Genomic DNA, 22221 nt, shown 5'->3' on the forward strand with positions numbered 1-22221 from the left:
CGGCTAGTTCGCTTCGGGGCTGCGCCGTTGCGCCAACTTGCGGCGCATCATGACGAATGCGCCGGCAGCGAGGTCGTTCAAGGATAGAATGTTGAAAGCACGCGCAACGCCGATCGACGTGACCGCGAACAGGGCGACGCTGGCAATCGTCGCCAGCACCCCGCCGCTCCCGATATGCATGATCCAGCCTGTGAGGATGTAGGTTCCCCCTGCGACCCCAGCGATGATCGCCGAGCGCAAGTAGGGCAGCTTCATGATGAACCGGTTCCGCCACGCGATTGCGTAGACGAGGCAGCCCGAGACATGGCCCAGCAGCACGCCCAACGCCGCGCCCAGCATCCCGTAGCTCGGTATCAGAAGCAAAGACGAGACCACCAAAACCGCAAAGCCGATCACGCTCACAACCAGGAGAACGTGCGAGCTCTCCGTCAGGTGCGAGGCTTGCTCGAAATAATACGACCGATAGATGGCGACAGCGTTGGCCACCAAGATCGCAAACAGCACCGGCTCGATGGCCGTGGCCACCTCGGCACCGAACAGGACGCCGAAGACGAGCTGGTCGAAACGCAAGATGAAGGCGATCACGAACGTCGTGAGGGCCGTGTAGGCGAGAAACGCTTCGGCCATCGCGTTCGTGGCCTTTTCCACGTGGTTCTCTGCGAGTTGCGCCCGCGCCACCGACATATACGCTCCCGCGATCGCCTCGGAGATGACGACCATCGTCTGCCGTACGAAGTCCGTGGCGACGCCATAGACGCCGACCGTGCTGAGCGGGGCGAAGCGTGCCAGCAACAGACGATCGAGTTGCCATCCTGTGGTGCTGAGCACGAAAGCCGGAACCATCGGGCGCCCGTATTGCCATAGCGCGCGGGCGGCGTCCGCGGAAAACTTGCGCTCGACCTTGTCGCGCCCATCGATCAGCAGCGGGATCGAAGCGCCGAGATGGGCGGCGCCGACGGCGAGGGCGAGCCCCAGCGCGGTTCCGTAAACGAGAAGCGAGAACACCCCCAAGGTCAGCATGAGGATGGCGCGGCTCAGGATGCCGGTCGCCACGACCCGTGAGTGAAGCCGAATCCGTGCGAGTTCCAGAAGCGCTTCGTAAAGCGACAATCCGAGAATAAGTGCCACGAGGCCGATGCCGAACTGGGCGGTCTCGAACCCGAGCACGTAGCCCACGAACAAAAGCACGAAGATGGCGATCAGGCCGAGACTAAGCACGCCGAGATAGGTGGACACGAGGTCGCTGCTGCTGTCGTCCTTGTAGCAGGCGAAGAATGAGAACTTCAGCCACTGCACTGTCACGCCGTATAGGATGTAGGCCCAGGCGAACATGATGAGATAGGCCGCATACGTCTCCGTGCCGCCGATGCGCACGAAGAGCGCAAGCGCTCCGAGGTTGATCAGAGCGGCCATAACCTTCGAACCCAGATAGTAGGCTATGTGCTTCTCAGTCATCCTGGACAACGGGCCAATTCGAATGGGCTTGGAAACGGCTGCAAACAGAGCCGACCGGGGCACGTCCCGCGCATTTGATCGGTATCCCAAAAAAACGTGAACAAACACGCAATTGGGGGACAGAACTTGGGCCTTTTCGCGAGCGCCCCCGGCCCGGCCGGCAGATCGAAATAGGGCAGATTGCGCGGCGTGCTAGCGCCCGGAACCCGGTTGGCCTTGAAAGGTGTTTTTGGCGTCGGCCGCGAGGAGCTGCGCGAACAGCACGGCGCAGCGCGCGTACCGCATGCCAAGGCGCCTTGGGTGACTTCCCAGACGCCAAAGCCACTCGATGCCGAGTTTCTGGAAGAGCTGCGGCGCCCTGATCTGGTGGCCGGTCAGGAAATCCGCCGCCGCGCCGACGCAGACAAACCCGCACGGGATGCCCCGTTCCAATGCCCGTGCGGCAAACAGCTCCTGCTTCGGTGCGCCGAGCATGACGAAGCAGATGCGGGCACCGGAGTCGCGTATGCGGTCCAAGGCAGCATCGGCCTCGGCGCTGTCCGGCCGGAAATCCCGCGGCGGGGCTTCCGTCCCGGCGATGGAGATCTGTCCTGCAGTATCGTGCGCCAGGCGCTGGGCAACGGTGTCGAGGACCGCGTCCTCGGTTCCGAACAGGAAGACGGGTAGGTTCGATTTCGCGGCGGCCTCGCACAGCGGGATGAATAGATCAGCGCCGGTGGTGCGCTCGACCTCCGGCCACTGACGCCGGGCCAGCATCGCAACGGGCGCCCCGTCTGCCGTAACGAGCGTGGCCTTGCTGTAGGCGGCGCGGAACGCCGGGTCTTGGCGAAGCTTGACGAGATGGTCGAGGTTGAGCGTGAAAACGTTGAACGCCTGTCCCTGCGCCGCTGCCGAGACGATCGCGTCCAGCGCCTCGGCTTGCGATGCCACGTTGATACGCTGCCCATCGACGTCGGCATGTTTGCTGCTGGGCGATTGCTCGGAACTCATGCTCGTCCAATCGTTTGATCTTCTGTGAGCGCCGGTTCGTAGGTTTCCGCGAGCCCCGCGCCACACTTACGCGCCAGGCGGATCGGGGGTAGGCTCAGTCGATTCAAATGCTCGAATGGGAACGATTCGTCAATTAACTTGGCCTAGGCTCCCAGATGTATGTCCGTGCTCGTGCCCTGCGTTTCCACCAGGAAACCGGGGGTGCGCCTCCTCTCCGCACACGCTTTGCCGCCACTTGGGAGTGTTCGTCGTATGAGTGTTGAACAACTCTACAGACCCTTTCAGGACCGCTTTCGTGCGGCCCGCATGAAGCTGTTCGTGGAGCACTTCAACATTACGAACGACACCCGCATCATCGATGTGGGCGGTACCACGCAGAACTGGGGTTACATTTCGCAGGAACCCCAGGTGACCATCTGTAATCTCGGCATCGAGAATGAAGAGCGCGGCCGCTTTATTTTCCGGGAAGCGGACGGAACATGCCTCCCCTTCGAGGACAACAGCTTCGACATCGCCTATTCGAATTCGGTGATCGAGCATGTCGGCGACTGGGACGCTCAACGCAGGTTCGCCGCTGAGATTCGGCGCATCGCCAAGAGCTACTACGTGCAGACGCCGAACCGCTGGTTCTTTGTTGAACCGCACTTCGTTGCGCCCGTGATCCATATGCTGCCGCGGTCCATGTACCGGCGGCTCATCCCGTTGTTCAGCGCCAAGTACTGGATGGAACGACCGAGCAGCGAAGACGTTGATGCGCTCTTCGAAGAAATACGGCTGCTCGATCGAGACGAGGTGAAAACGCTCTTCCCGGATGCGGAGTTTTCCGAGGAGAAATTCCTCGGCATGGCCAAGTCTTTCATCGCCATGCGCATTGCCGACAAGGCTGCCTAGCACAGTCTCCCGCAGCGCCGGCGGTCGTGCCGCCACAGGGCGTTCCCCACAGGTCCGCTTGGGCGTATAGTTCGCGCTGCAAGGTCGGCACGCGGCGCTATGCCGTTTCTCGTGCCTGGCCGTGATACAAAACAAGAAATACAGAAAAATACGCAGTTTCGGGATTGGACGGCGCCTCCGGCAGCACGTGGAGGCATGCCCCGCAGGGAGGACGTGGCCGTGGTGGATGAAGTCGAGAAAATTATCTCACGCCTGAACGGAATCGATCCGGAGCGGCCGTATTTCGACCCGATTGTGGTTGAGGAAGCCGTGAGCCGACACGCACGGTTGATCGGCTTTCGGGACGTATCCTTCACCTGGGCCATGGGGCCGCAACAGGCCAACGACGAACTGTCCGGTATCGACTTCTCAAGTTCCGAATCCTGCCTGTGGGCGGACACCACGAAGTCCATGCGCGATCAGGCCTTGGCCGAACTCAGCGCAGACCCCGTGATCTCGGAGGCCTATCGCCAGGCGCAAGCCAACGCGGCCGACCGGATCGCCGATGCGTTGCATTTGGAGATATTCGCGTTGGCTCTGCGGAACCTGATTTCGGGCGACGCGGGCACGCGAGGATACAACGTAGCCTCGTTGGTCACGTCGGTGATGCGCGACGTGGTGGCGAACTCCAGTGTGGAGAGCGAGCGGCTGGAGGACCTCAACGAGGCCTATCTTCCGTTTGCGGACGCGCTGATGGCCGGGCTCGGTTCGTTTTGGATTGTCGGGCAGCGCTTCGTCTGCTTGCCGCTGCCGCGCCTCCGCCTCGAGGACGGCGCCCTGGTTTCCGACGGACGTCCTGCGGCCGTCTGGCCGAACGGGGAGGCTTATGCCTTCCGCGAGGATGGCTTCTTCCCGGCCTTGCAGTCCGTCGAGTGGTAGGCGGCCGGGGCTCGTCTCGACCCGGATTGGGTCCACGGAGGTGACGATGCAACAAGCAGCCAAGACGCCATTCCTCTCACGGCGCGGTGCAGCCGCGCTGCTCACGGCGAGCGCTCTATTCGTCGTGCTGGTCGTGGCCTGCGCGGGCCCTGCGTCCGCGAAAATCCGCTGCAAGGGAATCTTCCAGGTCAACAAGACCGGATTGGTCTCGACCCAGATCTGCCGGGACCGCCAGATCGCACGGGTCGCGCGCAGCTACGGCTGGCGTGTTTCCGATGCGGAGGTGCGCAACAACCCGCTCAAGAAGGTGGAGATCTGCCAGGCGATGGGCGGCGACACCCGGCTGCAGGGCGCTTGCGGGGCCTATGGGCGGCAGAACCTTTGGTAAGCTGTCGGGGCCGGCCGGCTAGGCTGTCGAGCGCGCCGCCTTGGCCTTCGGCAGGCTATGGGCCTCTTGGCCGTCCTCCAGATAGAAGCTGCGGACCGTCCGCAGGCCATCGTCGAGGTCGTAGACCAGCGGCTTTCCGGTCGGCACTTCGAGGCTGGGGATGTCCTCGTCGGAGATCCCGTCGAGATATTTGATGAGACCGCGCAGGCTGTTGCCATGGGCGGAGATCAGCGGCGTGCGTCCCTGCATCAGCAGCGGTTCCACCCGTTCCTGCCAAAACGGCAGAACCCGTGAAACCGTATCCTTCAGGCTTTCGGTCAGGGGTAGATGCCGCTCCGGCACGCCCTTGTATTTGGCTTGATTGCCTGGATAGCGTGGATCGTCTTCCGTCAAAGCCGGCGGCTGGACGGCATAGCTCCGGCGCCAGATATGCAGCTGCTCGGCGCCGACCTCTTCCTTGACCACGTCGCGCTCGCGGCCCTGAAGCGCACCGTAATGGCGCTCGTTGAGCCGCCAGTTGCGCTCCACGGGCAGCCAGGTCTTCTCCAACGCTTCAAGAACGATCCAGAGCGTATGAATGGCGCGGTGCAGATAGGAGGTAAAGCATTGATCGAATTGAATATTATTCTCTCTCAGGAGCTCCGCGGCGTGCTTGGCCTCCTCGATGCCGTTGTCGCAAAGGTCGACATCGGTCCAGCCCGTGAAGATCGCATCGCGGTTCCAGACGCTTTGGCCGTGTCTCAGCAAGATCAGGCGCGGCATTGGGCTCCTCCTGCGAAATTATCCGCCGTGACGGTTTATGAGGCCGCAAGCCAAAGGGCAAGCTGGACATTCTTGCAGCCATTGTTGTGTCTGGCCGTTATTTGCGCGTATTTCAAAGCCAATTTCCTCTTTGACGGCGGTATTTTGTCAGGTTTTCGCGGCCATTCCTGACGTGGCAGGAATCGCTGTAAACTGGCGTCCACCCCACCACACCTGCGGAGGAGCATTTTGCGGCTCATCTTCTCAATCCTGACGGCTATCGTTCTCCTGATCGCGGGCCTGATTTTCGTCGCCCCCATGTTCATCTCCGCCGACGACGTGCGGAACGAACTGTTCGCGCGCGTCGAGCAGATGACCGGCTACCGGCTTCGGGTGAGCGGCTCACTGGACATCACCGTGTTTCCCACGCTCGCCCTCGTGGCCGAGGATGTCGGGATCGCGCAGCCTATGGCAGGCGGCGAAAAGGAGTTCGCAACAGCACAGGAGGTCCGGTTCGACCTGTCATGGACGGGGCTCCTGCAGGGCAACGCCCGCGTGCGCGAGGTGACCCTAGTCAATCCGGTCGTGGCCGTGCCGCAGGCCACAGCGTCTGCGCCTGCGCCGGCACAGACTGCGCAGCCGGCGCCACCCGCCGCGCAACCGGGTGCAGCACCGGCTGCACCAACTGCCCCTGCTGCCCCTGCTGCTCCTGCTGCTCCTGCGGCTCAAGGCGGACAGTCGGGCATGGCCGCGTTCGCCGAGCAGCTAAAGTCGATCTCTCTCGACAAGCTCGTCATCACGAACGGCACCGTGACGCTGCCCCCGTCCGGCGGGAAGCCCGGGACGAAGATCGAGAAGCTCAACCTCACGGCATCGCTGCCGGGATACGACGAGCCGATGAAGCTCGATACGTCCGCCGTGGTGGACGGCAAGGCCATGACGCTCGGTGCGGTGATCGGAAACTTCGGGCCGTTCCTGGGTGGTGCCACTGTGCCCGTGCGCATCAAGGCGAGCCTGCCCGGCACGCTTGATGATCCTGTGAGCTTGAGCGGAACCGCGTCCTACAAGAACGAGACGCTGACACTGCCCCAGTTCAGCGCCAAGTCCGGGAACAAGACGTTGTCGGGCTCGGCTCTCTACAAGGATGGCGCGGCGACGCTCAGCCAGCTCACCGGCACGATGGGCCGCGATACCTTCGCGGGCACCGTGCAATACAAGGACAACGTCGTGACCATCAACCCGTTGCGGGCGAATGTGCGCGGCACGGTTCTCGCCGGCCAGGTTCAGGCGAGTCTCGCGAACAAGGTGCCCTATGTCGTGGCTGCCTTCGGCGCCAAGACGATCGACATCAACGCGATGACGGGGAGCAAGAAGTCCTCGCCGAAAAAATCCAAGAGCGCGAACGCCGGCGCGAAGAAGCAAGGCGGCGGAGGCAAGCGCGCAGGCGGCAGTGGTTGGAGCAATGACAAGATCGACTTCTCGATCCTGAGATCGGTCAACGGCAAAGTTAATCTGCGTGCGGAGCAACTTGTCTACGACAACGTCAAGATTTCTCCCGTCTCTCTCCAGGTCACGCTCAACGGCGGCAAGCTCAATGCGAACCTCGCGCAGTTTGGCCTCTACGGTGGGGCGGGCAACGCAACCGTGGCCGTCGATGCCAGCGGGAAACAGCCGACACAGCGGGTGAATGCGTCTTTGAAGAATTTCGACGGGCGCACGTTCCTCAACGACGCCGCGAGCCTCGACTCTATCGAAGGTAAGGGTACCGTGTCGCTCAATGTCGCCGCCGCGGGGTCCAGTCAGCGGGCGATGGTCGGCTCGCTCGGCGGCAAGGCGAGCGTCGAGTTCAAGAACGGCGCCATTCGCGGCATCAACGTCGCAAAGATGATCCGCAATCTTGGGCAGGGCGCCATCAACGGTTGGCAGGGCGGTGCGGCCGAGAAGACGGATTTCGCATCGCTCGGGGCGAGCTTCCAGATCAACAAGGGCGTCGCCGTGACGAAGGACATTCACCTCGTCGGGCCGCTCGTGACGGTGAACGGCGGTGGCAGGGTCAACCTCCCGCTCCAGCAGCTGAACCTTCGTGTCGATCCGCAACTGGTGGCCTCGTTGCAGGGTCAGGGGCGCAGCCAGGAGATGACGGGTCTCGGCGTGCCGGTCATGATTGTCGGGCCTTGGGCGAACCCCAAGATCTACCCCGACATCAAGGGCATTCTCGAGAACCCGGCCGAGGCCATCGCGCGCTACAAGCAATTCGGCAAGGATCTCAAGAATCTCCCGGGCGGATTGGGCGGCGCAGCCGGTTCGCTGGACGGTGTCGTCAAGGACGGCAAGATCGACAAGGACAAGCTCATCGAAGGCATTGGCGGGCTGATCGGCGGTGGCAGCGCCGCGCAGCAAAACAATGCCGGTACTGCGTCGGGCGCCACGGCGGCCCCCGATGCCACCACGCAGTCCCAGCCCCAGACCAAAAAGAAGGCGCAGAACAACAAGAAGAAGAAACAGAACCAAAATCAGAAGCTGAAGGCCGAGGATGTCGGGAAACAGCTCCTGAACAATTGGCTGTCCGGGCAATAGGCGTGTGACGCATTGCCTCCGGGCCGCCGTTTGACAATCGTTGGACGCGCGATAGGCTCAAGGTCATGCAATCGCTTCTCGAAGTCTGTCAGGGTACACCGCTGGCTGAGGTTCCGGCGGGTGAGGTGTTGCTGACCGAGGGCACGACGTCGGGACAGCTCTTCGTTCTGAAGCACGGTGAGGTCGAAGTCTTGCGCGGCGAGACGCAAGTGGCGGTCGTGGACGAACCGGGCGCCCTATTCGGCGAGATGTCCGTTCTCCTGCAGCGACCCCACACGGCGACCGTTCGCACCATGACGCCTTGCACCCTTTTCGTCTTCGACGATGCCGCGAGCTTCCTCCGGTCGCGGCCGGAGATCGCGTTTCACGTGGCGCGGCTCCTCGCGAGCAGGCTGAACTCAGCGACCTGCTATTTGGCCGACATCAAGCAACAGTTCGAAGACCGCGCGGACCATCTCAGCATGGTCGGCGAGGTGCTCGACACGCTGATGCACACGCACGAAAGAGAATTCAGCCCTGGTCCGGAGCGGGGATCGGATCCCCGTCTTTGAGCCAATCGGGGAGGGCGCTGAGGTTTGGGACCGGACGCGCCAAGTCTTCCGTCAGACGGACATGCTGGGTTCCCGCCGCAGAGAACCAGATCGCTTCCTGCTCGTCGGTGTCCATGATGACGTGAGCGGGCGGCGCTCCCAAATAATGGCCCGTGTTGAAGACCCAGGTCGCGCCCACCCGATCCACCCATGAGCCCTCCGCCACATAAGGCGCTTCGTGCACGTGGCCGCACATGACGATGTCCGGCTGGTACTCGTCGATCCAGCGCAGCAGCGCATCGTCTCCGAAATACCGTTGACCGCTCCAGGCGATCGGCGATTTCGACGGGGGCGCATGATAGATCCAAATCCAACGGCCCTGGCGCTCCTTGGCCGCCTTCTCCAACTGTCGGCCGATCTCGGCCTGTGACACGGGACCGTCCCACCAGGGGCAGGCGGTGAACAGGATGTCGCCGATACGCGTCGACTCGCCATCCGACAGAACACCGTCCTTGCGGCGCCCCGTCAGCCAGCGCGCCGTCCATTCGCCCGCCTCGTTCTTTGAATCGAGGTCGTGATTGCCCGAACAGACGAGAAGCTTGGTTTTGGCGCGAATGCGGTCGAAGTATTTGCGAACGACGGTGGCCTGCGCACGACCGTCCACAAGCGAGGCCAGATCGAGATGGTCGCCGGCCATGACCACGACGTCGAAATCGCCCGCGACGCCGACGACCCAGTCGAACAGCGGCAGCGAATAGTGCAGGTCGGAGACCAGGAGCAGGCGCATCGCGTTTCCACCGTCAATAGTTTGCTCACCTTGTTCGCAGGTTCCCCGTGCAAATCGGAGAATCGGCGCCGTCGTGAACCGTTCTTTTGGGGTGCCCCGGTTAGACCTGCATCATCGCTCGCAAGGCCCCAACGGCACCAATGATCAGCATACGATGATGCACAACCTGATGACACCCTTCTACGGGCGCAAGCGCTTCCTGAGGCGGCGGCGTCCGATCTGCTTCCGGACGGTGGCCCGGCGCTACCAGCTCGCAGAACTGTTCGGCCTGACGGGTGCGATTGCCCTGATCTGGATTGGCACGCAACTCGACAACCGCTTGTCGACCGTCCCCGTGCCTGAAGTCCCAAGCGTCGAGTCCGCAAGCGTCGACCTCATCATCGGCGTTCCCGTCGGTCAGCACCGCTCGCTATAGCGCGTAGCGATGGCGGCGTGTGCTGCCCCAAAATGCTACCTACGCATCTCTGTGCAATTACGCGCCATCCGCACGCGCCTTGCGCAATCCTTTCCTGACTCTGCTTAAGCAGACGGCATTCGCCGTCGCTGCGACGTTTTGCCTGCGCGTCAATTCACAAACCGGTTCTGAAGTCGGAACACGGCACGCAAAATTACGTTGGTCTCAGGGTTGGGATTCTCATCCGAGAGGTCAGGATGAACCGTCGCGAGTTTCTTGTTGCTGGCGGAGGCAGTGCGCTGAGCGCCATCGCGCCGGGCATTGCCGGTCCGGCTTGGGCCCAGGAAGGCGGCCGGTCCTTCAATCGTGACGAGATCGTTGCGCGCGCCGAAGCTCTTGCTGCGCGTCCCTACCAGCGTCCCGAACGGGTCGGCGATCCCTTCCGCGCGCTCGGATATGATCAGTACCGTGACATTCAATTCCGGCCGGAACGCGCGATTTGGTCGGACGACAAGCGCGGCTTTGCCCTTGAGCTGCTCCACAGCGGGTTCATTTACGACACGCCGGTCGACGTTCATCTCGTCGAGAACGGTGTCGAAGTGCCGGTGCGCTACGATCCGTCCCTGTTTGCCTTCGGGAAGAATGAACTGCCCCCTCACCCCGGGGCGCGTCTCTTCAGCGGCATTCGCCTGCGCTATCCGATCAACACGCCCGGCTATCTCGATGAAGTCGCCGTCTTTCAGGGCGGCAGCTATTTCCGGTCCGTCGGCGAAGGACAGGTCTATGGCGTGTCGGCCCGGGGGCTGGCGATCGATACGGGAGAGCCGCAAGGCGAAGAGTTTCCGATCTTTCGGTCATTCTGGATCGAACGTCCGATTATTGGCGCGCGAACCGCGACGGTGCATGCCTTGCTCGATAGCCCACGCGTCGCCGGTGCCTACACCTTCCATATCATGCCGGGGCACTCCACCTTGATGGATGTGGACGCGACGCTGTTCGCCCGCGCGGAGATCGGCCATCTGGGTCTTGCGCCGCTCACCAGCATGTATCTGTTTGGTTCCATGGAAAGGCCGCGCTTTCCGGATTATCGCGATGCTGTCCACGATTCCGACACGCTGACCGTCGCCGAGGCGGGCGGCAATTGGGTGGTGCGGCCGCTCGCAAATCCCAAGACGCTCCAGATGAGCGCGTTCGCGGCCAACGATGTAAAGGGCTTCGGCTTGCAGCAGCGGTCGGTGCGCTACACCGATTTCAAGGATCTCGAAGCGAAGTACGAGCTGCGGCCGAGCATTTGGGTTGCGCCGCGCAAGGGCTGGGGCGAGGGCGTGGTGGAACTCGTCGAGATTCCGTCCGACAGGGAGTTCAACGACAACATCGTTGCCTTTTGGCGGCCGTCCCGTGTGCTCAAGCCGGGCGCTCCGTTGCACTACGCCTATGCCTTGCGTTGGGGCCGGCCCATGACCGAGAGCGCCCTTGCACGCGTGAAGGAAACCAATGGCGGGTTGACGCTCGACCGCAGCCGGCAGCTTTTCGTCGTGGACTTCGTGGCGCCGTTGGATGTGGAGACGCCAGGAGGCCGCAAGGGCGCGGACTATTTTCCAGACGAGGTCAAGCCAAACGTCTGGGCGAGTGCCGGCGAGGTCGCCAACGTCGTCGGCTACCCCAACCGCGCCACGGGTGGGTATCGGGCGAGCTTCGAGCTGGACACGAGCGGGGTCGACCTGAGCGAGCTTCGGCTCGCGCTGAAGCATGATGATGCGGTCGTCAGCGAGACCTGGCTCTACCGGTGGACGGCCTGAGCCATGAGCGAAACCGTCACCATATCCAAATCGACCGTTGCGCCGTCCCTCGTCCCGCCGGAGCAGGGGCTCGCCATGCCGCGGCAATGCGTCAAGCATTGGCCCGGGCCACGCCATCGGAGGTGGTTCTCCTGGAAGGTTCTATTCGCGCGCCTCTTCGTATTCGTGACCGCGGGCGCGGTCACCGTGTATGGGGCGACGCAGATGTACGCCGTCGTGGGGCAGACCAACGCCACCAGTCTGCAGGTGCTGCTCGTCATCCTTTTTGCCTTGTCATTCTCGTGGATCACACTGTCGGCGGCGACCGCGCTACTCGGCTTCTGTGTTTTGCTCAGCCAGCGCCTGCGCGCAAAAAGCACTGGCAAGCCGGCGGCGCTCACAACGCGTACGGCGATCGTGATGCCCGTCTACAACGAAGACCCGGAGATGGTGTTCGGCACGCTGCGTGATCTCGCGCGGGGGCTTGCTGCAAAGGGATGCGCGAAGCATTTCGAGGTCTTCGTCCTCAGCGACACGAACGACCCCGAGACCCTGCGCCAGGAAGAGACAGCCGCGCATCGGCTTCGGTCCCTCGGCCGTCATGGCATCGGTGCGTATTACCGGAAGCGGAAGGACAACGAAGGCAAGAAGGCCGGCAACGTCGCCGAGTTCGTGCAGCGTTGGGGCGGACGCTACGATTTCATGATCGTGCTCGACGCGGACAGCACGATGACCCCCGACGCGGTGCTTACGCTCGCGCGGGCCATGGAGGCGGAGCCGCGGACGGGTCTTATTCAAACCTTGCCCCATCTCACGGGCGGCCAAACGCTGTTCGCGCGGCTCCAGCAATTCGCGGCGGCCGTCTACGGGCCGCTCCACGCATCGGGCCTGGCGCTGTGGTTCGGGAACGATAGCAACTACTGGGGCCACAACGCGATCATCCGGGTGCGGGCGTTTGCCGATGCGTGCGGTCTGCCTGCCTTGGGCGGCGTGCCGCCGTTCGGCGGGCCGATCCTCAGCCATGACTTCGTCGAGGCGGCCTTGCTGCGCCGGGCCGGATACGGCGTCTCCATGCGGCCCGATATCGCCGGGAGTTTCGAGGGAACGCCCCCGACCCTGTCCGAGCACGCGGCGCGTGACCGCCGCTGGGCACAAGGCAATCTGCAGCACGCCCGGCTCGTCGGCGGGGCAGGGCTGCATTGGATGAGCCGGTTTCACCTCGTCAACGGCATCATGAGTTATCTGGCTTCGCCCATCTGGCTCCTGTTCCTCGCCACCGGGTTCGCCTTGAGCTGGATCGCCGAGTCGGTTCCGACCGACTACTTCCCTCGCGATTTCGCGCTTTACCCGACCTGGCCGCAGTTCGATGCGCGGCAGGCGCTGTCGTTGCTGGGCGTGTCCCTAGCGGTGCTGCTCATGCCGAAGCTGTTGGCCTGGGCCGCGGCCATGATGGACAGCGACAGGCGCACGGCCGCAGGCGGAGGCCTTGCGTTGACGGGAAGCGTCGTTCTCGAAGTGCTGCTGTCGTCCCTGCTGGCGCCGGTGATGATGCTGTTGCAGAGTCGCGCCGTGCTCGACGTGCTCCTGGGGCGCGACTCGGGTTGGGGCGCACAGCAGCGGTTCGCCGCGGACGCGTCCTTCATCGCCGTCGCCCGGCGGAATCTGGGGCTGACGGCCATGGGGCTCGTCTCATCCTACGCCGCGTTCAGCGTGTCCATTTCCGTGTGGCTATGGCTGTTGCCCGTTTGGCTGGGCCTGAGCGGCGCCATCCCGCTGGCCTATGTCACAGCGCGGCGGGGGGTGGGCATGGCGGCCTTGCGCGCAGGCCTGTTCCAGATCGCCGGCGAGCGCCGGCACCGTAAGGACGCGCCACTGCCCAAGGGCGAGGCCGTTCCAGGATAAGAAAGCTAAGAAAGCGCTAGTTGCCGAACAGGCCCTTGAGCGGTCCGTTGCCACCGAACAGGCCGCCTCCGGAACGGCGCTGGGGCTGTTCCTTCTTGGGCGCTGCTGCCGAGCTCGTGGTTGTCTGCCTCGACGGGCTGGACGTCGTAGTCCGCCGCGATGGGCTGGCGCCCGAATCGGACGGGGCGGCCCGGCTTGGCTCCGCGGCTCGTTTCTGGGCGGGCGCGGGCGCGAGAGCGGCCTGCTCGATCCAGCCGCCGGCGCCGCTGTTCACGTCCTGGATGCGGAGATACTTGCCCTGTTTGGCCACGGCGCGGAACGGCCGCCCCATGGGAAGGCTGTAGAGCGGCGATGCGGAGGGGCTGGGTGAGGACAGCACCTGCACGGGTTGCTTCGACACGAGAACCTTGCCGGCCAGGGGAGAGCCCGGCGGCAGCGGTGTGCCCATGGTCGGCTGGTTGCTTCCCGATGCCGAGCCTGCGTCCTCGGCCGGCGGCGTAACGTCGACCGTCATGCCCAACGTGTCTTTGGTGGTCGTGTCTTCGGTGTCGATCAAGAAGAAGACACCCGCGACAAGGCAAAGGCCGATCGCCAGAAGAATTCCGAGTAGCTTATGCTCGGCCATGAACGTTACTCCCTACGCAGACGCGCACTATGCCACAGGCCCGACGCCCGATCCAGCGCGCCACCATTGCGATTAAGCGTGCTGATCGGAGGCTTGTCCGCGCCGGCCCATCCGGGCGCGCCCGTTTGTGCCCCAAGGCGATCTAGGCTTTTTCCGTTAATGGCACGTATCGGTGGGCGCGCGCTTTGTAGCGATCTCGGCCGCCCCCAGACCCGGAAAATCGCGGGGGCCGAATCGATAATGGCGCGCATCTCGTCGTAGCGCGCAGGATGGCTCTTGCTGCCCAACACCACGCCCACGATGGTTTGGCCGTTGGGGGCCCGCCAAGCCGTGACCAGGTTGTAGATGTTGTTGGAGACATGCGACCCGGTCTTGGCGCCGATCACCGTTCCTTCGCCGAGGATTTCGAGGCTCGTCTTGAGCTCGACCGTGCGGGGCTGCCGACCCGCGATATGCAGCGTGCGCTCGGTACAGGCCCATGCGGGCAGGATGCGCGGGTCGACGAAGATCTTTGCCGCGATCAGCCCCATGTCGCGCGCCGTCGCGGCGTTCTTGGGCGACAATCCGTAAGGATCGGCGAAGCGCGCGTTGTGTGCGGCGAGTTTCTTGGCAGCGGCTTCCATCTCCTCTACGAAGCGCGCCGTCGCCTTGGCCGTGTCACCATGCTTGGCCTCGGAGGCCAACAAGTCGTGCCCGACCGCGTCGGCAATGGCGAGCGAGGCGTCGTTACCGGAGACCAGGACCATGCCGTAAAGCAGGTCCTGGAGCGTCCAGACATCGAGCCGCTTGAGCTTCGCGGACGAGCCGCCGGTCAGATGCGGCCAATTGATCTTGATCGTCTCGGAGAGCCGGTCGCCCATCCGGTCCACGAGGATGTAGGCCGTCACCAGCTTGGTGAGGCTGAGGATGCGGAAGATCTCGTCGGGGTTCTTCTCGTAAAGGACCTCGCCCGTGTCCGCGTTCAGCACGAAAACCGATTTCGCGCTCACGTCCGGCGGTTGGATCCCTTTGTTCATCGCGCTCGACTGTGCGGTCCGGTGGAGCCCAATCAATGCTATCGCCGCGGCCATCGTCACGACGATGCAAGCAAGTCCGAAAAGCCGCCCCCACTTTTGCAACATGATCCGGCGCCGCCGCGTTCCGTTCAACTGTCGTTGCGCATTCTATAATGACGCTCGATGACAGTTCCAACGGCGCGGTGGTCGCAGGTTGCGCGTCGGCATCCCGCGTTGGCGGCGTTCCTACTTGCCCATTGACGCTTCCGCGAGGTGATTCACCGTCGGTTTCTTGCCGGCGTTGGCGCTGTCCTCGAGCCCGAGAGCTTCGTGGGCTTCGGACGCCTTCTCGAAGACATGCGGTGCGAGCCCGCGCTTGCTCAGCGCTTCCTGCATCTTGAGGCGCATGAAGGCGCTGGTCGTGTACCGGGTCGTTGACGCGTAGTGATGCTCCATCATGTGCTCGATCATCGCGGCGTAGTCGTCGTAGAGATCCTCCGCGATCCGGCTGCCATCGTGATTGACGACGGCGTTGACCCGCTTGCCGGCTTTCTCGCAGGCATCGCATAGGACCTTTTGAAGGTCGTCGATGTCGCTCTTCTTGCGGACGCTCCAGCCTTCGAGGTTCAGGAACAGGATGTTCCGGTCCTCGTCGTAGCTGACGCGCTCCCACAGCTTGAGATTCATCAGGTCGGACAAGAGCTCCATCGGCTCTTCGAAGAAGATGCGCCGCTCCATGCAGATCGGATTGACGATGACCGGCTCGAACTCCATGTGCGGGAGAATGTCCTGATCGATGTCGATACCCGGTGCGACTTCGATCAGCTCGAGGCCGTCCGGCGTCAGCTGGAAAACGCAGCGCTCGGTGACGTAGATCACCGGCTGAGAGCGTTGCTGGGCAAAGTGCCCGCTGAACGTAATCTGCTCGACTTGATTGACGAACTTCTTGGCCCGGCCCTCTTGAACGATCTTGAGCGTGCCGTTGGCGATCTCGACTTGCAGGCCGCCGGCGGTGAATGTCCCGGCGAATACGACGGCGCGGGAGTTCTGCGAGATATTGATGAAGCCGCCGCAGCCGTTCAGGCGCCCGCCGAAACGGCTGGTGTTGACGTTGCCTTGCGCATCGCACTCAGCCATGCCGAGGCAGGTGAGATCGAGCCCGCCGCCATCGTAGAAATCGAACATGGTGTTCTGGTCGATGATCGAGTGGGCGTTGGCCGATGAGCCGAAGCTCGACCCACCCGCCAGCACACCGCCGACGGCGCCGGCTTCTGTGGTGAGGGTGATGTAGGGCGTCACCTTCTCTTCGTTGGCGATCGAGGCCACGCCGTCGGGCGCGCCGACGCCGAGATTCACGACGCCGTTCGGCGGCAACTCGAACGCAGCGCGGCGCGCGATCACCTTGCGGGCGTCGAGCGGCATTTTCGGCATGCCTTCCACGGGCACCCGGATTTCGCCGGACAGCGCCGGATCGTAGATCACGCCATAATTCATGCGGTGCATTTCCGGCGGGTCGGCCACCACGACGCAGTCCACCAGAATGCCGGGGACCTTCACGTCTTTCGGTTTGAGCGACCCCTGCTCGACGATGCGCTCGACCTGGGCGATGACGAGGCCGCCATTGTTGTAGGCGGCCATGGCCTGGGCCAGGCTGTCGAGCGTCAGCGCTTCCTTCTCCATGCTGAGGTTGCCTGACGGATCGGCGCTGGTCGCGCGGATGAAGGCCACGTCGATCTTCGTCGCCTTGTAGAAGAGCCACTCCTCGCCTTCGACCTCGACGAGCTTGACGATGTCTTCCTCCGTCACGTCGTTGACCTTGCCGCCGTCGATCCGCGGGTCGACATAGGTGTGGAGGCCGACCTTGGAGAAGAGGCCGGGCTGGCCGGCGGCGCAGGCCCGGTAGAGCTGGGAGATCACGCCTTGGGGCAGGTTGTAGCCGCAGATCTTGTTCTGCTGGGCGGCCTCGGCGACTTTGGGCATCCGACCGAAATTGGCGGCGATCACGCGTTTCAGAAGACCCTCATGGTGCAGGCGCCCGGTCCCTAGGCCCTTACTGTCGCCAGCGCCGGCGCACATGATCAGCGTAAGGTCACGGGGCCCGCCGGTCTCGACAAAGCGGGCCTCAAGCGCTGCATGAAGCGCCTCCGGAATGCAGCTTTGAACAAAACCGGTCGTCGTGACGACATCGTTGTCATGGATCAGCGCGATGGCTTCGTCAGCCTTTATGGTCTTGTCTGTCATTCTCAATCTCAATCCGTTTCCTCTGGGGTCTTCTCTTTTCGCACTTGCGAAAAGGGCACAGCATTATTGGAAGCCCGATCGCTGAGCTTCAGCCGTTCAGGATTAGACTAAAGGCTCGTTGACTTCCAGACCGTGTATGACTTCGGGAGCCTGTCATGGGGGCGAGCCCAATACGGGCCCCGGGAAATAGCCTTGGGACAACGCGCCGGCGGCAGGGGGGCAGGCGCGACGTTTGGCCCGGTTGGGCGCGTGGAATCGCCATGAATGGTTCGCATAGTGCACGAGGTCGGCTCTGACCGGCCGCTCTGTCTGCAGGAAGCCGAAATGCACGCAAGACTCCCCACCTATTTCATCTCGCATGGGGGCGGCCCGTGGCCATGGGTGCCCGATATGCGGGCGATGTTTGCGAACCTGGAACGTTCGCTCAAGGACATGGCTGCGGAGCTTGGCGACCGGCCGAAGGCGATCTTGGTAATCTCAGGCCATTGGGAGTCGGACGATGTCGCCATCATGGCCTCGCCTGCACCGCCGATGGTGTATGACTATTTCGGCTTTCCACCAGAGACCTATGACGTCCTCTATCCGGCCCCGGGCGCCCCGGCGCTGGCCCGAAAGGCGCTGGATCTCCTCACCGCTGCGGGGATCACTGCGCATCTGGATGAAAGCCAAGGCTTCGATCACGGAACGTTTGCACCCCTAGCGATCATGTATCCGAACGCGGATGTGCCGATCTTTCAGATTTCCCTGCTGAAGTCTTATGATCCGGCTGCTCATCTCGCCGTTGGCCGGGCGCTCTCTGCTTTGCGGGACGAGGGCGTGGTGATCGTCGGCTCCGGCCTGAGCTACCACAACCTGAAACTATTCGGCCCCGGCGCAAAGGTGCCGTCGGAGGCATTTGACGCATGGCTAGGGGAGGCGCTCGCCCGCTCGCCGGAAGAGCGGATTGCTGCAGTGCTCGACTGGGAACATGCGCCCTACGCGCGCGTCTGCCATAAGAAGGAAGACCATTTACTCCCCCTGTTCGTCGCGCTGGGCGCGGCCGAGGACGACCCGGCAACGCGGATCTATCACGATGAAAATCTTATGGGCGGCGTGACGGCGTCCAGCTATCGGTTCGGGTAGGCGAACGTTCGAGGCGCCCCATTCGCTTGTCGTCGCCCGATGCTCGATTGCGCACTTGAGACTAGTCGACAAGGCGGACGGCCTTGGTGCCGGGGCTCAGATGATCTCGTCTTCGTCGAACAGCGGGTCTTCTTCCAGCTGACCCGCCAGCAGGTCGATCGTTGCTGCCGGGTCGTCGTCGGCGCGAATTCTGGCGACGTGAAATAGCCCGTCGCCTTCGTTGACCACGGGCAGATTGGTGCGGCCGACCAGTAGGCCCGGCTCGCCCGCAACGATCTCGGTCTCGACTTCGCCGAACGGATTGGAGATCAGTCCGAGGATGTCGCCGCACTCCACGTGGGCGCCGATCGTCTTGACGGTACGCAACAGTCCTCCGGCCGGCGCGCGAAGCCAGAAACTCGACGAGGACCGCATCGGCGCGACCTGAGGCTTTGCAATCCCCTTGGCCTTGACCATCCCGAGATGACGCATGACCCGCAGGATGCCCATCACGCCCGTGCGTGCGGAGACCTCATCGAAGCGCAAGCCTTCGCCGGCTTCGTAGAGCAAAATGTCGACGTCCAGCTCACGGGCGGCCTGACGCAGGGACCCGTCGCGAATCTTGGATGTCATCACGATCGGCGCGCCGAAGACTTCGGCAAGCGTCATCGTTTCCGGTTTGCGTGGCGACACGCGGACCTGCGGCAGGTTGGTGCGGTGGATCGCCGCCGAGTGCAGGTCGATGCCCACATCGGACCGCTTGACGATCTCGGTCATGAACATCTTGGCGAGACGCGCGGCGAGGGAGCCGATCGCGTCGCCGGGGAAGGAGCGATTGAGGTCACGCCGATCCGGCAGGTACCGCGAATGATTTAGGAAGCCGTAGCTGTTGACGATGGGAATCGCGAGCAGCGTCCCTTTCATCGTATCGAGGCTCGGCATCCGCAGGAGCCGGCGGACGATCTCCACGCCCATGACCTCGTCACCGTGGATCGCAGCGCTCACGAACAAGGTCGGTCCCGGTTCGCGGCCGTGCACCACATGGACAGACATGGTGACGGGTGTGTGATCGGACAGAACGCTGACGGGAAGATCAACGGTCTGGCGTGAGCCTGGCGGAATCTGACGGCCGCCGATCTCGAATGGTTTTCGCCTCAACTTCAACCTTTGCCGCGTGTCCGTGTCTTGCCTGGTTTCGCTTCTTTCTCGAGGAACTCGATCATCCTCCCGGCGATATCGATGCCTGTGGCCTTCTCGACGCCCTCCAGCCCTGGGGAGGAATTTACCTCCATGATAACGGCGCCGTGGTTGGCGCGCAGCATGTCGACACCGCAGACATTCAACCCGAGCGCTTTTGCCGCGCGGACCGCGGTCGACCGCTCCTCCGGTGAAATCTTGACCGTCTGAGCGGAGCCGCCCCGGTGGAGGTTGGACCGGAACTCACCCTCCGCACCGGTGCGCTTCATGGCGGCGACTACCTTTCCGCCAATAACAAGAACGCGGATGTCGCTGCCACCTGCCTCCTTGATGAACTCCTGCACCAGAATGTTCACATTGGCGCCGCGGAAGGCCTCGATGACGGACTTGGCGGACCGATCCGTGTCCGCGAGGACCACGCCGATGCCCTGCGTGCCTTCGAGAAGCTTGACGACCAGCGGCGCGCCGCCGGCCAGCCTGACGACTTCCTCGGTCTGCTTTGGGTCGTGAGCGAAGGTCGTCACCGGCAAACCGATTCCATCGCGCGCCAAAATCTGCATCGAACGGAGCTTATCGCGCGAGCGGCCGATAGCGACCGACTCGTTGAGGGGATAGACACCCATCATCTCGAACTGGCGCAGAACGGCCAAGCCATAGAAGGTCACCGACGCACCGATGCGCGGGATGACAGCATCGTAGTGGGGTAGCTTCTCGCCGTTGTAGTAGATCTCCGGGCGGCGCGAGGCGATGTTCATGTAGCAGCGCAACGTGTTGATGATATCCAGCTCGTGGCCGCGTTGCTCTGCTGCTTCCTTCAAGCGCCGATGCGAATAAAGTTCCGCGTTGCGGGCCAACATTGCGATCTTCATATCAAAACCCCGGTATCAACGAATTAAACAAAACAAGACGCCGTTGCGTCCTCAGGAAGTTTCACGACTACGTTTCGTGCAACTCAAGCGGCGCGGGCCCGATGGGGTCGCCTGCGAGATACGACCGGCCCGAGTTGACGATCAATCGCTGCGTGCGCAGCGCTGTTCTGCCAACGATCATGTCGAACTTCATATTCTCGCGATCGGCGAGCGAAATCTCAATCACCCAGGCGCGTTTCCCCAGGACCATCGTCGTCTTGATTATGGGGCGAGTCTCCGGCACGCCCCCCGTGTTCTTGATGTTGCGAACGTCCTCAAGCTGTGCCTCGTAGCGCACTTTCGATCTACGGCCGGCCGCCGGGAGCGTAAAGCTTATCCAGTGCTGCCCATTGCGCTCAAACCGCTCCATGTGGTCGGTGTTCAAGGCCGAGGTCCGCGCGCCGGTATCGATCTTTGCCCGCATCGACGCAATCCCGAGTTCGGGAAGGGCGACATGCTCGCGCCAGCCGATCTCACGGCCTTCGAGACGCTTCGAACGAGTGACGCGTTTCTTCATGTATGGAAGTCCTTGCCGCAACGAGCACCAACGAGGTCAGAGCACCATACTGTCTTTCCACTGAACGTGAAGCGGCAACGCGCCGAGGCTGTGCGGTTATCACGAACAGGCATACGTGCTTCAGAGTCCCGAATCGCTGCGTGCAGCATCTGACCTATTCTCCCTGCCAGAGCCCGCGCAAGACTTCCTGCATATGGCCTTCCAGGTCGAGAGCCAGCTTCTCGGCGTCGGCGGCGACCGCCTCGATGGCCCTTCTGCGCGGCGTGTCGGCAAAGGGCCCCGCCGCCTCGCGAAGATACGCCGCCGCCTCCAAGATCTTCCTGTGGGCCACGCGAGCTTCTTCTAGATAGGTCTCTGTATTCATCGGGTCCCAACCTCTCGGCTTATCGGAACCTGAAGTGCGGTGCCGCGATATCACGGCGCCGTTGTTCCGGCAAAAGTCACGGCGACGGCCCTGCCGACGGCACAATAGCGGACGCGCCGCTCCAAATCTCCTGATAGGCCTTGATCTTCAGTTCGGCGATTTCGTTTGGTGTACTGACAATCGTCGTTGGGCGCGTTGCGGCCAGGTCCTTGAAGGATTGTGTCACCGTCCAGGCACGCTCTCCGTCCACGATGATCAACCTGTCGTGCAACGGGGCCTTGGCGAGGCGCACCTGAAGCGGCCGCTTGTCGCCGTATTGTTTCTTCCAGATTTCACGTGCCGCCTTGAGTGTCGGCCTGTGCTTGTCGGGATCGGTCAGAACACGGACGACGATGTTGTCAGGGGCCTGTTCCGCGTATGCCTTGAGGATGGTTTCATCGGCAAACGGATCAACGAGGAGGACATCTTTGACCGCAGTCCTCAGCACGGCGCCGACGGCCTTGTGGGCTTCATCGACATCGCCCGCGGGGACATAGGCGCCAACGATTGCCGTTTGGACCTGAAGCTCCAGCCGTCCCAGTACGCGGCGAAGCAGGGATATGACGATACGTGCATTCGTCGCCCGCAAATGAGCGTTGGCGATCTGCGATACGACCATCTTTGCTGCGTACTTCGCGTCAAAAATCTCCAGAACATCCGGTACGGGGACAATCTCGGATGCGCTCTCGATCACGGCCAGTGCCGCAGCCAGCCATTGATCTTCTTGATCGCTGAGCGCGCCCTGCCGATTGAAGTTCGGAACCTCGGACAGGAGTATGCCCGCGCGCTGATAAAGCTCCTCAGATGCGCTCATACCGCGCATCCTCTCGTGAGCGTGCCGGGGCTACGCCGCGTCTGGCATTGCAGTGTTCCCATTATGACA

The 22221-nt window shown here is 62.9% G+C and carries 21 protein-coding genes; 9 read left to right on the top strand and 12 right to left on the bottom strand.

The genetic code is table 11. The features are described 5' to 3' along the window. Positions 1–3: 3 nt before the first annotated feature. Positions 4–1455: a hypothetical protein gene (locus DCY11_RS15520; protein ID WP_159079899.1), complete on the bottom strand. Its 1452-nt coding sequence runs from the start codon at positions 1453–1455 to the stop codon at positions 4–6. Between the two features lie 192 nt (positions 1456–1647). Next, positions 1648–2445: a WecB/TagA/CpsF family glycosyltransferase gene (locus DCY11_RS08395; protein ID WP_108682511.1), complete on the bottom strand. Its 798-nt coding sequence runs from the start codon at positions 2443–2445 to the stop codon at positions 1648–1650. A 252-nt stretch (positions 2446–2697) separates the two neighbouring features. Between DCY11_RS08395 and DCY11_RS08400 the strand changes: the two genes are divergently transcribed. The 3 genes from DCY11_RS08400 (at position 2698) to DCY11_RS08410 (ending at position 4642) form a co-directional block, all read left to right on the top strand. Continuing rightward, positions 2698–3336, top strand: coding sequence for a methyltransferase domain-containing protein (locus DCY11_RS08400; RefSeq protein WP_159079900.1), 639 nt, complete (start codon positions 2698–2700; stop codon positions 3334–3336). A gap of 195 nt (positions 3337–3531) precedes the next feature. Further along, positions 3532–4254, top strand: coding sequence for a hypothetical protein (locus DCY11_RS08405; protein ID WP_108682513.1), 723 nt, complete (start codon positions 3532–3534; stop codon positions 4252–4254). Positions 4255–4300: 46 nt separating this feature from the next. After that, the gene (locus DCY11_RS08410) at positions 4301–4642 is read left to right on the top strand and encodes a hypothetical protein (protein ID WP_108682514.1); all 342 of its coding nucleotides are present in this window, start codon (positions 4301–4303) and stop codon (positions 4640–4642) included. 18 nt (positions 4643–4660) lie between these two features. On the opposite strand, the gene gpmA is transcribed toward DCY11_RS08410, so the two are convergent. Continuing rightward, positions 4661–5404, bottom strand: a complete 744-nt coding sequence (gene gpmA / locus DCY11_RS08415; RefSeq protein WP_108682515.1) for a 2,3-diphosphoglycerate-dependent phosphoglycerate mutase — start codon at positions 5402–5404, stop codon at positions 4661–4663. A 228-nt stretch (positions 5405–5632) separates the two neighbouring features. Between gpmA and DCY11_RS08420 the strand changes: the two genes are divergently transcribed. Beyond that, entirely contained in the window at positions 5633–7960 is a 2328-nt protein-coding gene (locus tag DCY11_RS08420) for an AsmA family protein (protein ID WP_108682516.1), read from the top strand. Between the two features lie 65 nt (positions 7961–8025). Beyond that, positions 8026–8511 (top strand): Crp/Fnr family transcriptional regulator, encoded by a 486-nt coding sequence (locus DCY11_RS08425; protein WP_069445726.1) that lies wholly within the window; start codon positions 8026–8028, stop codon positions 8509–8511. Here the strand turns inward: DCY11_RS08425 and DCY11_RS08430 are convergent. Next, positions 8471–9277 carry a metallophosphoesterase gene (locus tag DCY11_RS08430; protein ID WP_108682517.1) on the bottom strand — a complete coding sequence of 269 codons (807 nt, stop codon included), beginning with the start codon at positions 9275–9277 and terminating at the stop codon, positions 8471–8473. The genes DCY11_RS08425 and DCY11_RS08430 overlap by 41 nt on opposite strands. Positions 9278–9350: 73 nt before the next feature. On the opposite strand from DCY11_RS08430, the gene DCY11_RS08435 reads away from it, so the two are divergent. The 3 genes from DCY11_RS08435 (at position 9351) to mdoH (ending at position 13351) form a co-directional block, all read left to right on the top strand. Further along, on the top strand, positions 9351–9692 hold the full coding sequence (locus DCY11_RS08435; RefSeq protein WP_159079901.1) for a hypothetical protein: 342 nt from the start codon (positions 9351–9353) through the stop codon (positions 9690–9692). Between the two features lie 236 nt (positions 9693–9928). Then, positions 9929–11470: a glucan biosynthesis protein gene (locus tag DCY11_RS08440; protein ID WP_108682519.1), complete on the top strand. Its 1542-nt coding sequence runs from the start codon at positions 9929–9931 to the stop codon at positions 11468–11470. Positions 11471–11473: 3 nt separating this feature from the next. Next, positions 11474–13351, top strand: a complete 1878-nt coding sequence (gene mdoH / locus DCY11_RS08445) for a glucans biosynthesis glucosyltransferase MdoH (protein WP_108682520.1) — start codon at positions 11474–11476, stop codon at positions 13349–13351. A 16-nt stretch (positions 13352–13367) separates the two neighbouring features. Here the strand turns inward: mdoH and DCY11_RS08450 are convergent, their stop codons facing one another. From DCY11_RS08450 to DCY11_RS08460, 3 genes are all read right to left on the bottom strand, one after another. After that, on the bottom strand, positions 13368–13976 hold the full coding sequence (locus DCY11_RS08450; RefSeq protein WP_108682521.1) for a hypothetical protein: 609 nt from the start codon (positions 13974–13976) through the stop codon (positions 13368–13370). Positions 13977–13981: 5 nt separating this feature from the next. Next, entirely contained in the window at positions 13982–15097 is a 1116-nt protein-coding gene (locus tag DCY11_RS08455; RefSeq protein ID WP_159079902.1) for a D-alanyl-D-alanine carboxypeptidase family protein, read from the bottom strand. 120 nt (positions 15098–15217) lie between these two features. Beyond that, the gene (locus tag DCY11_RS08460; RefSeq protein ID WP_108682523.1) at positions 15218–17212 is read right to left on the bottom strand and encodes an acyl CoA:acetate/3-ketoacid CoA transferase; all 1995 of its coding nucleotides are present in this window, start codon (positions 17210–17212) and stop codon (positions 15218–15220) included. A 276-nt stretch (positions 17213–17488) separates the two neighbouring features. On the opposite strand from DCY11_RS08460, the gene DCY11_RS08465 reads away from it, so the two are divergent. After that, positions 17489–18334, top strand: coding sequence for a class III extradiol ring-cleavage dioxygenase (locus DCY11_RS08465; protein WP_371514993.1), 846 nt, complete (start codon positions 17489–17491; stop codon positions 18332–18334). A gap of 96 nt (positions 18335–18430) precedes the next feature. On the opposite strand, the gene DCY11_RS08470 is transcribed toward DCY11_RS08465, so the two are convergent. The 5 genes from DCY11_RS08470 to DCY11_RS08490 all read right to left on the bottom strand — a co-directional run bounded on the left by DCY11_RS08470 (position 18431) and on the right by DCY11_RS08490 (position 22152). Then, positions 18431–19471, bottom strand: coding sequence for a succinylglutamate desuccinylase/aspartoacylase family protein (locus DCY11_RS08470; protein WP_108682524.1), 1041 nt, complete (start codon positions 19469–19471; stop codon positions 18431–18433). Between the two features lie 2 nt (positions 19472–19473). Then, positions 19474–20379, bottom strand: a complete 906-nt coding sequence (gene rimK / locus DCY11_RS08475; protein ID WP_069445719.1) for a 30S ribosomal protein S6--L-glutamate ligase — start codon at positions 20377–20379, stop codon at positions 19474–19476. Positions 20380–20446: 67 nt separating this feature from the next. Beyond that, positions 20447–20935, bottom strand: a complete 489-nt coding sequence (locus tag DCY11_RS08480; protein ID WP_108682525.1) for a RimK/LysX family protein — start codon at positions 20933–20935, stop codon at positions 20447–20449. Positions 20936–21089: 154 nt separating this feature from the next. Beyond that, entirely contained in the window at positions 21090–21299 is a 210-nt protein-coding gene (locus DCY11_RS08485) for a hypothetical protein (protein WP_108682526.1), read from the bottom strand. 76 nt (positions 21300–21375) lie between these two features. Next, positions 21376–22152 (bottom strand): hypothetical protein, encoded by a 777-nt coding sequence (locus DCY11_RS08490; protein WP_108682527.1) that lies wholly within the window; start codon positions 22150–22152, stop codon positions 21376–21378. Positions 22153–22221: the final 69 nt, after the last annotated feature.

This window comes from Methyloceanibacter sp. wino2, from assembly GCF_003071365.1.
Taxonomy (GTDB): Bacteria; Pseudomonadota; Alphaproteobacteria; order Rhizobiales; family Methyloligellaceae; genus Methyloceanibacter.

What these genes read in the sequence shown, in the direction of transcription:
- DCY11_RS08425 (WP_069445726.1), top strand. Translation starts at nt 8,026, where the DNA reads ATGCAATCGCTTCTCGAAGTCTGTCAGGGTACACCGCTGGCTGAGGTT.
- DCY11_RS08430 (WP_108682517.1), bottom strand. Translation starts at nt 9,277, where the DNA reads ATGCGCCTGCTCCTGGTCTCCGACCTGCACTATTCGCTGCCGCTGTTC.
- DCY11_RS08460 (WP_108682523.1), bottom strand. Translation starts at nt 17,212, where the DNA reads ATGACAGACAAGACCATAAAGGCTGACGAAGCCATCGCGCTGATCCAT.
- mdoH (WP_108682520.1), top strand. Translation starts at nt 11,474, where the DNA reads ATGAGCGAAACCGTCACCATATCCAAATCGACCGTTGCGCCGTCCCTC.
- DCY11_RS15520 (WP_159079899.1), bottom strand. Translation starts at nt 1,455, where the DNA reads ATGACTGAGAAGCACATAGCCTACTATCTGGGTTCGAAGGTTATGGCC.
- DCY11_RS08400 (WP_159079900.1), top strand. Translation starts at nt 2,698, where the DNA reads ATGAGTGTTGAACAACTCTACAGACCCTTTCAGGACCGCTTTCGTGCG.
- gpmA (WP_108682515.1), bottom strand. Translation starts at nt 5,404, where the DNA reads ATGCCGCGCCTGATCTTGCTGAGACACGGCCAAAGCGTCTGGAACCGC.
- DCY11_RS08450 (WP_108682521.1), bottom strand. Translation starts at nt 13,976, where the DNA reads ATGGCCGAGCATAAGCTACTCGGAATTCTTCTGGCGATCGGCCTTTGC.
- DCY11_RS08485 (WP_108682526.1), bottom strand. Translation starts at nt 21,299, where the DNA reads ATGAATACAGAGACCTATCTAGAAGAAGCTCGCGTGGCCCACAGGAAG.
- DCY11_RS08410 (WP_108682514.1), top strand. Translation starts at nt 4,301, where the DNA reads ATGCAACAAGCAGCCAAGACGCCATTCCTCTCACGGCGCGGTGCAGCC.
- rimK (WP_069445719.1), bottom strand. Translation starts at nt 20,379, where the DNA reads ATGAAGATCGCAATGTTGGCCCGCAACGCGGAACTTTATTCGCATCGG.
- DCY11_RS08440 (WP_108682519.1), top strand. Translation starts at nt 9,929, where the DNA reads ATGAACCGTCGCGAGTTTCTTGTTGCTGGCGGAGGCAGTGCGCTGAGC.
- DCY11_RS08455 (WP_159079902.1), bottom strand. Translation starts at nt 15,097, where the DNA reads ATGTTGCAAAAGTGGGGGCGGCTTTTCGGACTTGCTTGCATCGTCGTG.
- DCY11_RS08490 (WP_108682527.1), bottom strand. Translation starts at nt 22,152, where the DNA reads ATGAGCGCATCTGAGGAGCTTTATCAGCGCGCGGGCATACTCCTGTCC.
- DCY11_RS08480 (WP_108682525.1), bottom strand. Translation starts at nt 20,935, where the DNA reads ATGAAGAAACGCGTCACTCGTTCGAAGCGTCTCGAAGGCCGTGAGATC.
- DCY11_RS08395 (WP_108682511.1), bottom strand. Translation starts at nt 2,445, where the DNA reads ATGAGTTCCGAGCAATCGCCCAGCAGCAAACATGCCGACGTCGATGGG.
- DCY11_RS08405 (WP_108682513.1), top strand. Translation starts at nt 3,532, where the DNA reads ATGCCCCGCAGGGAGGACGTGGCCGTGGTGGATGAAGTCGAGAAAATT.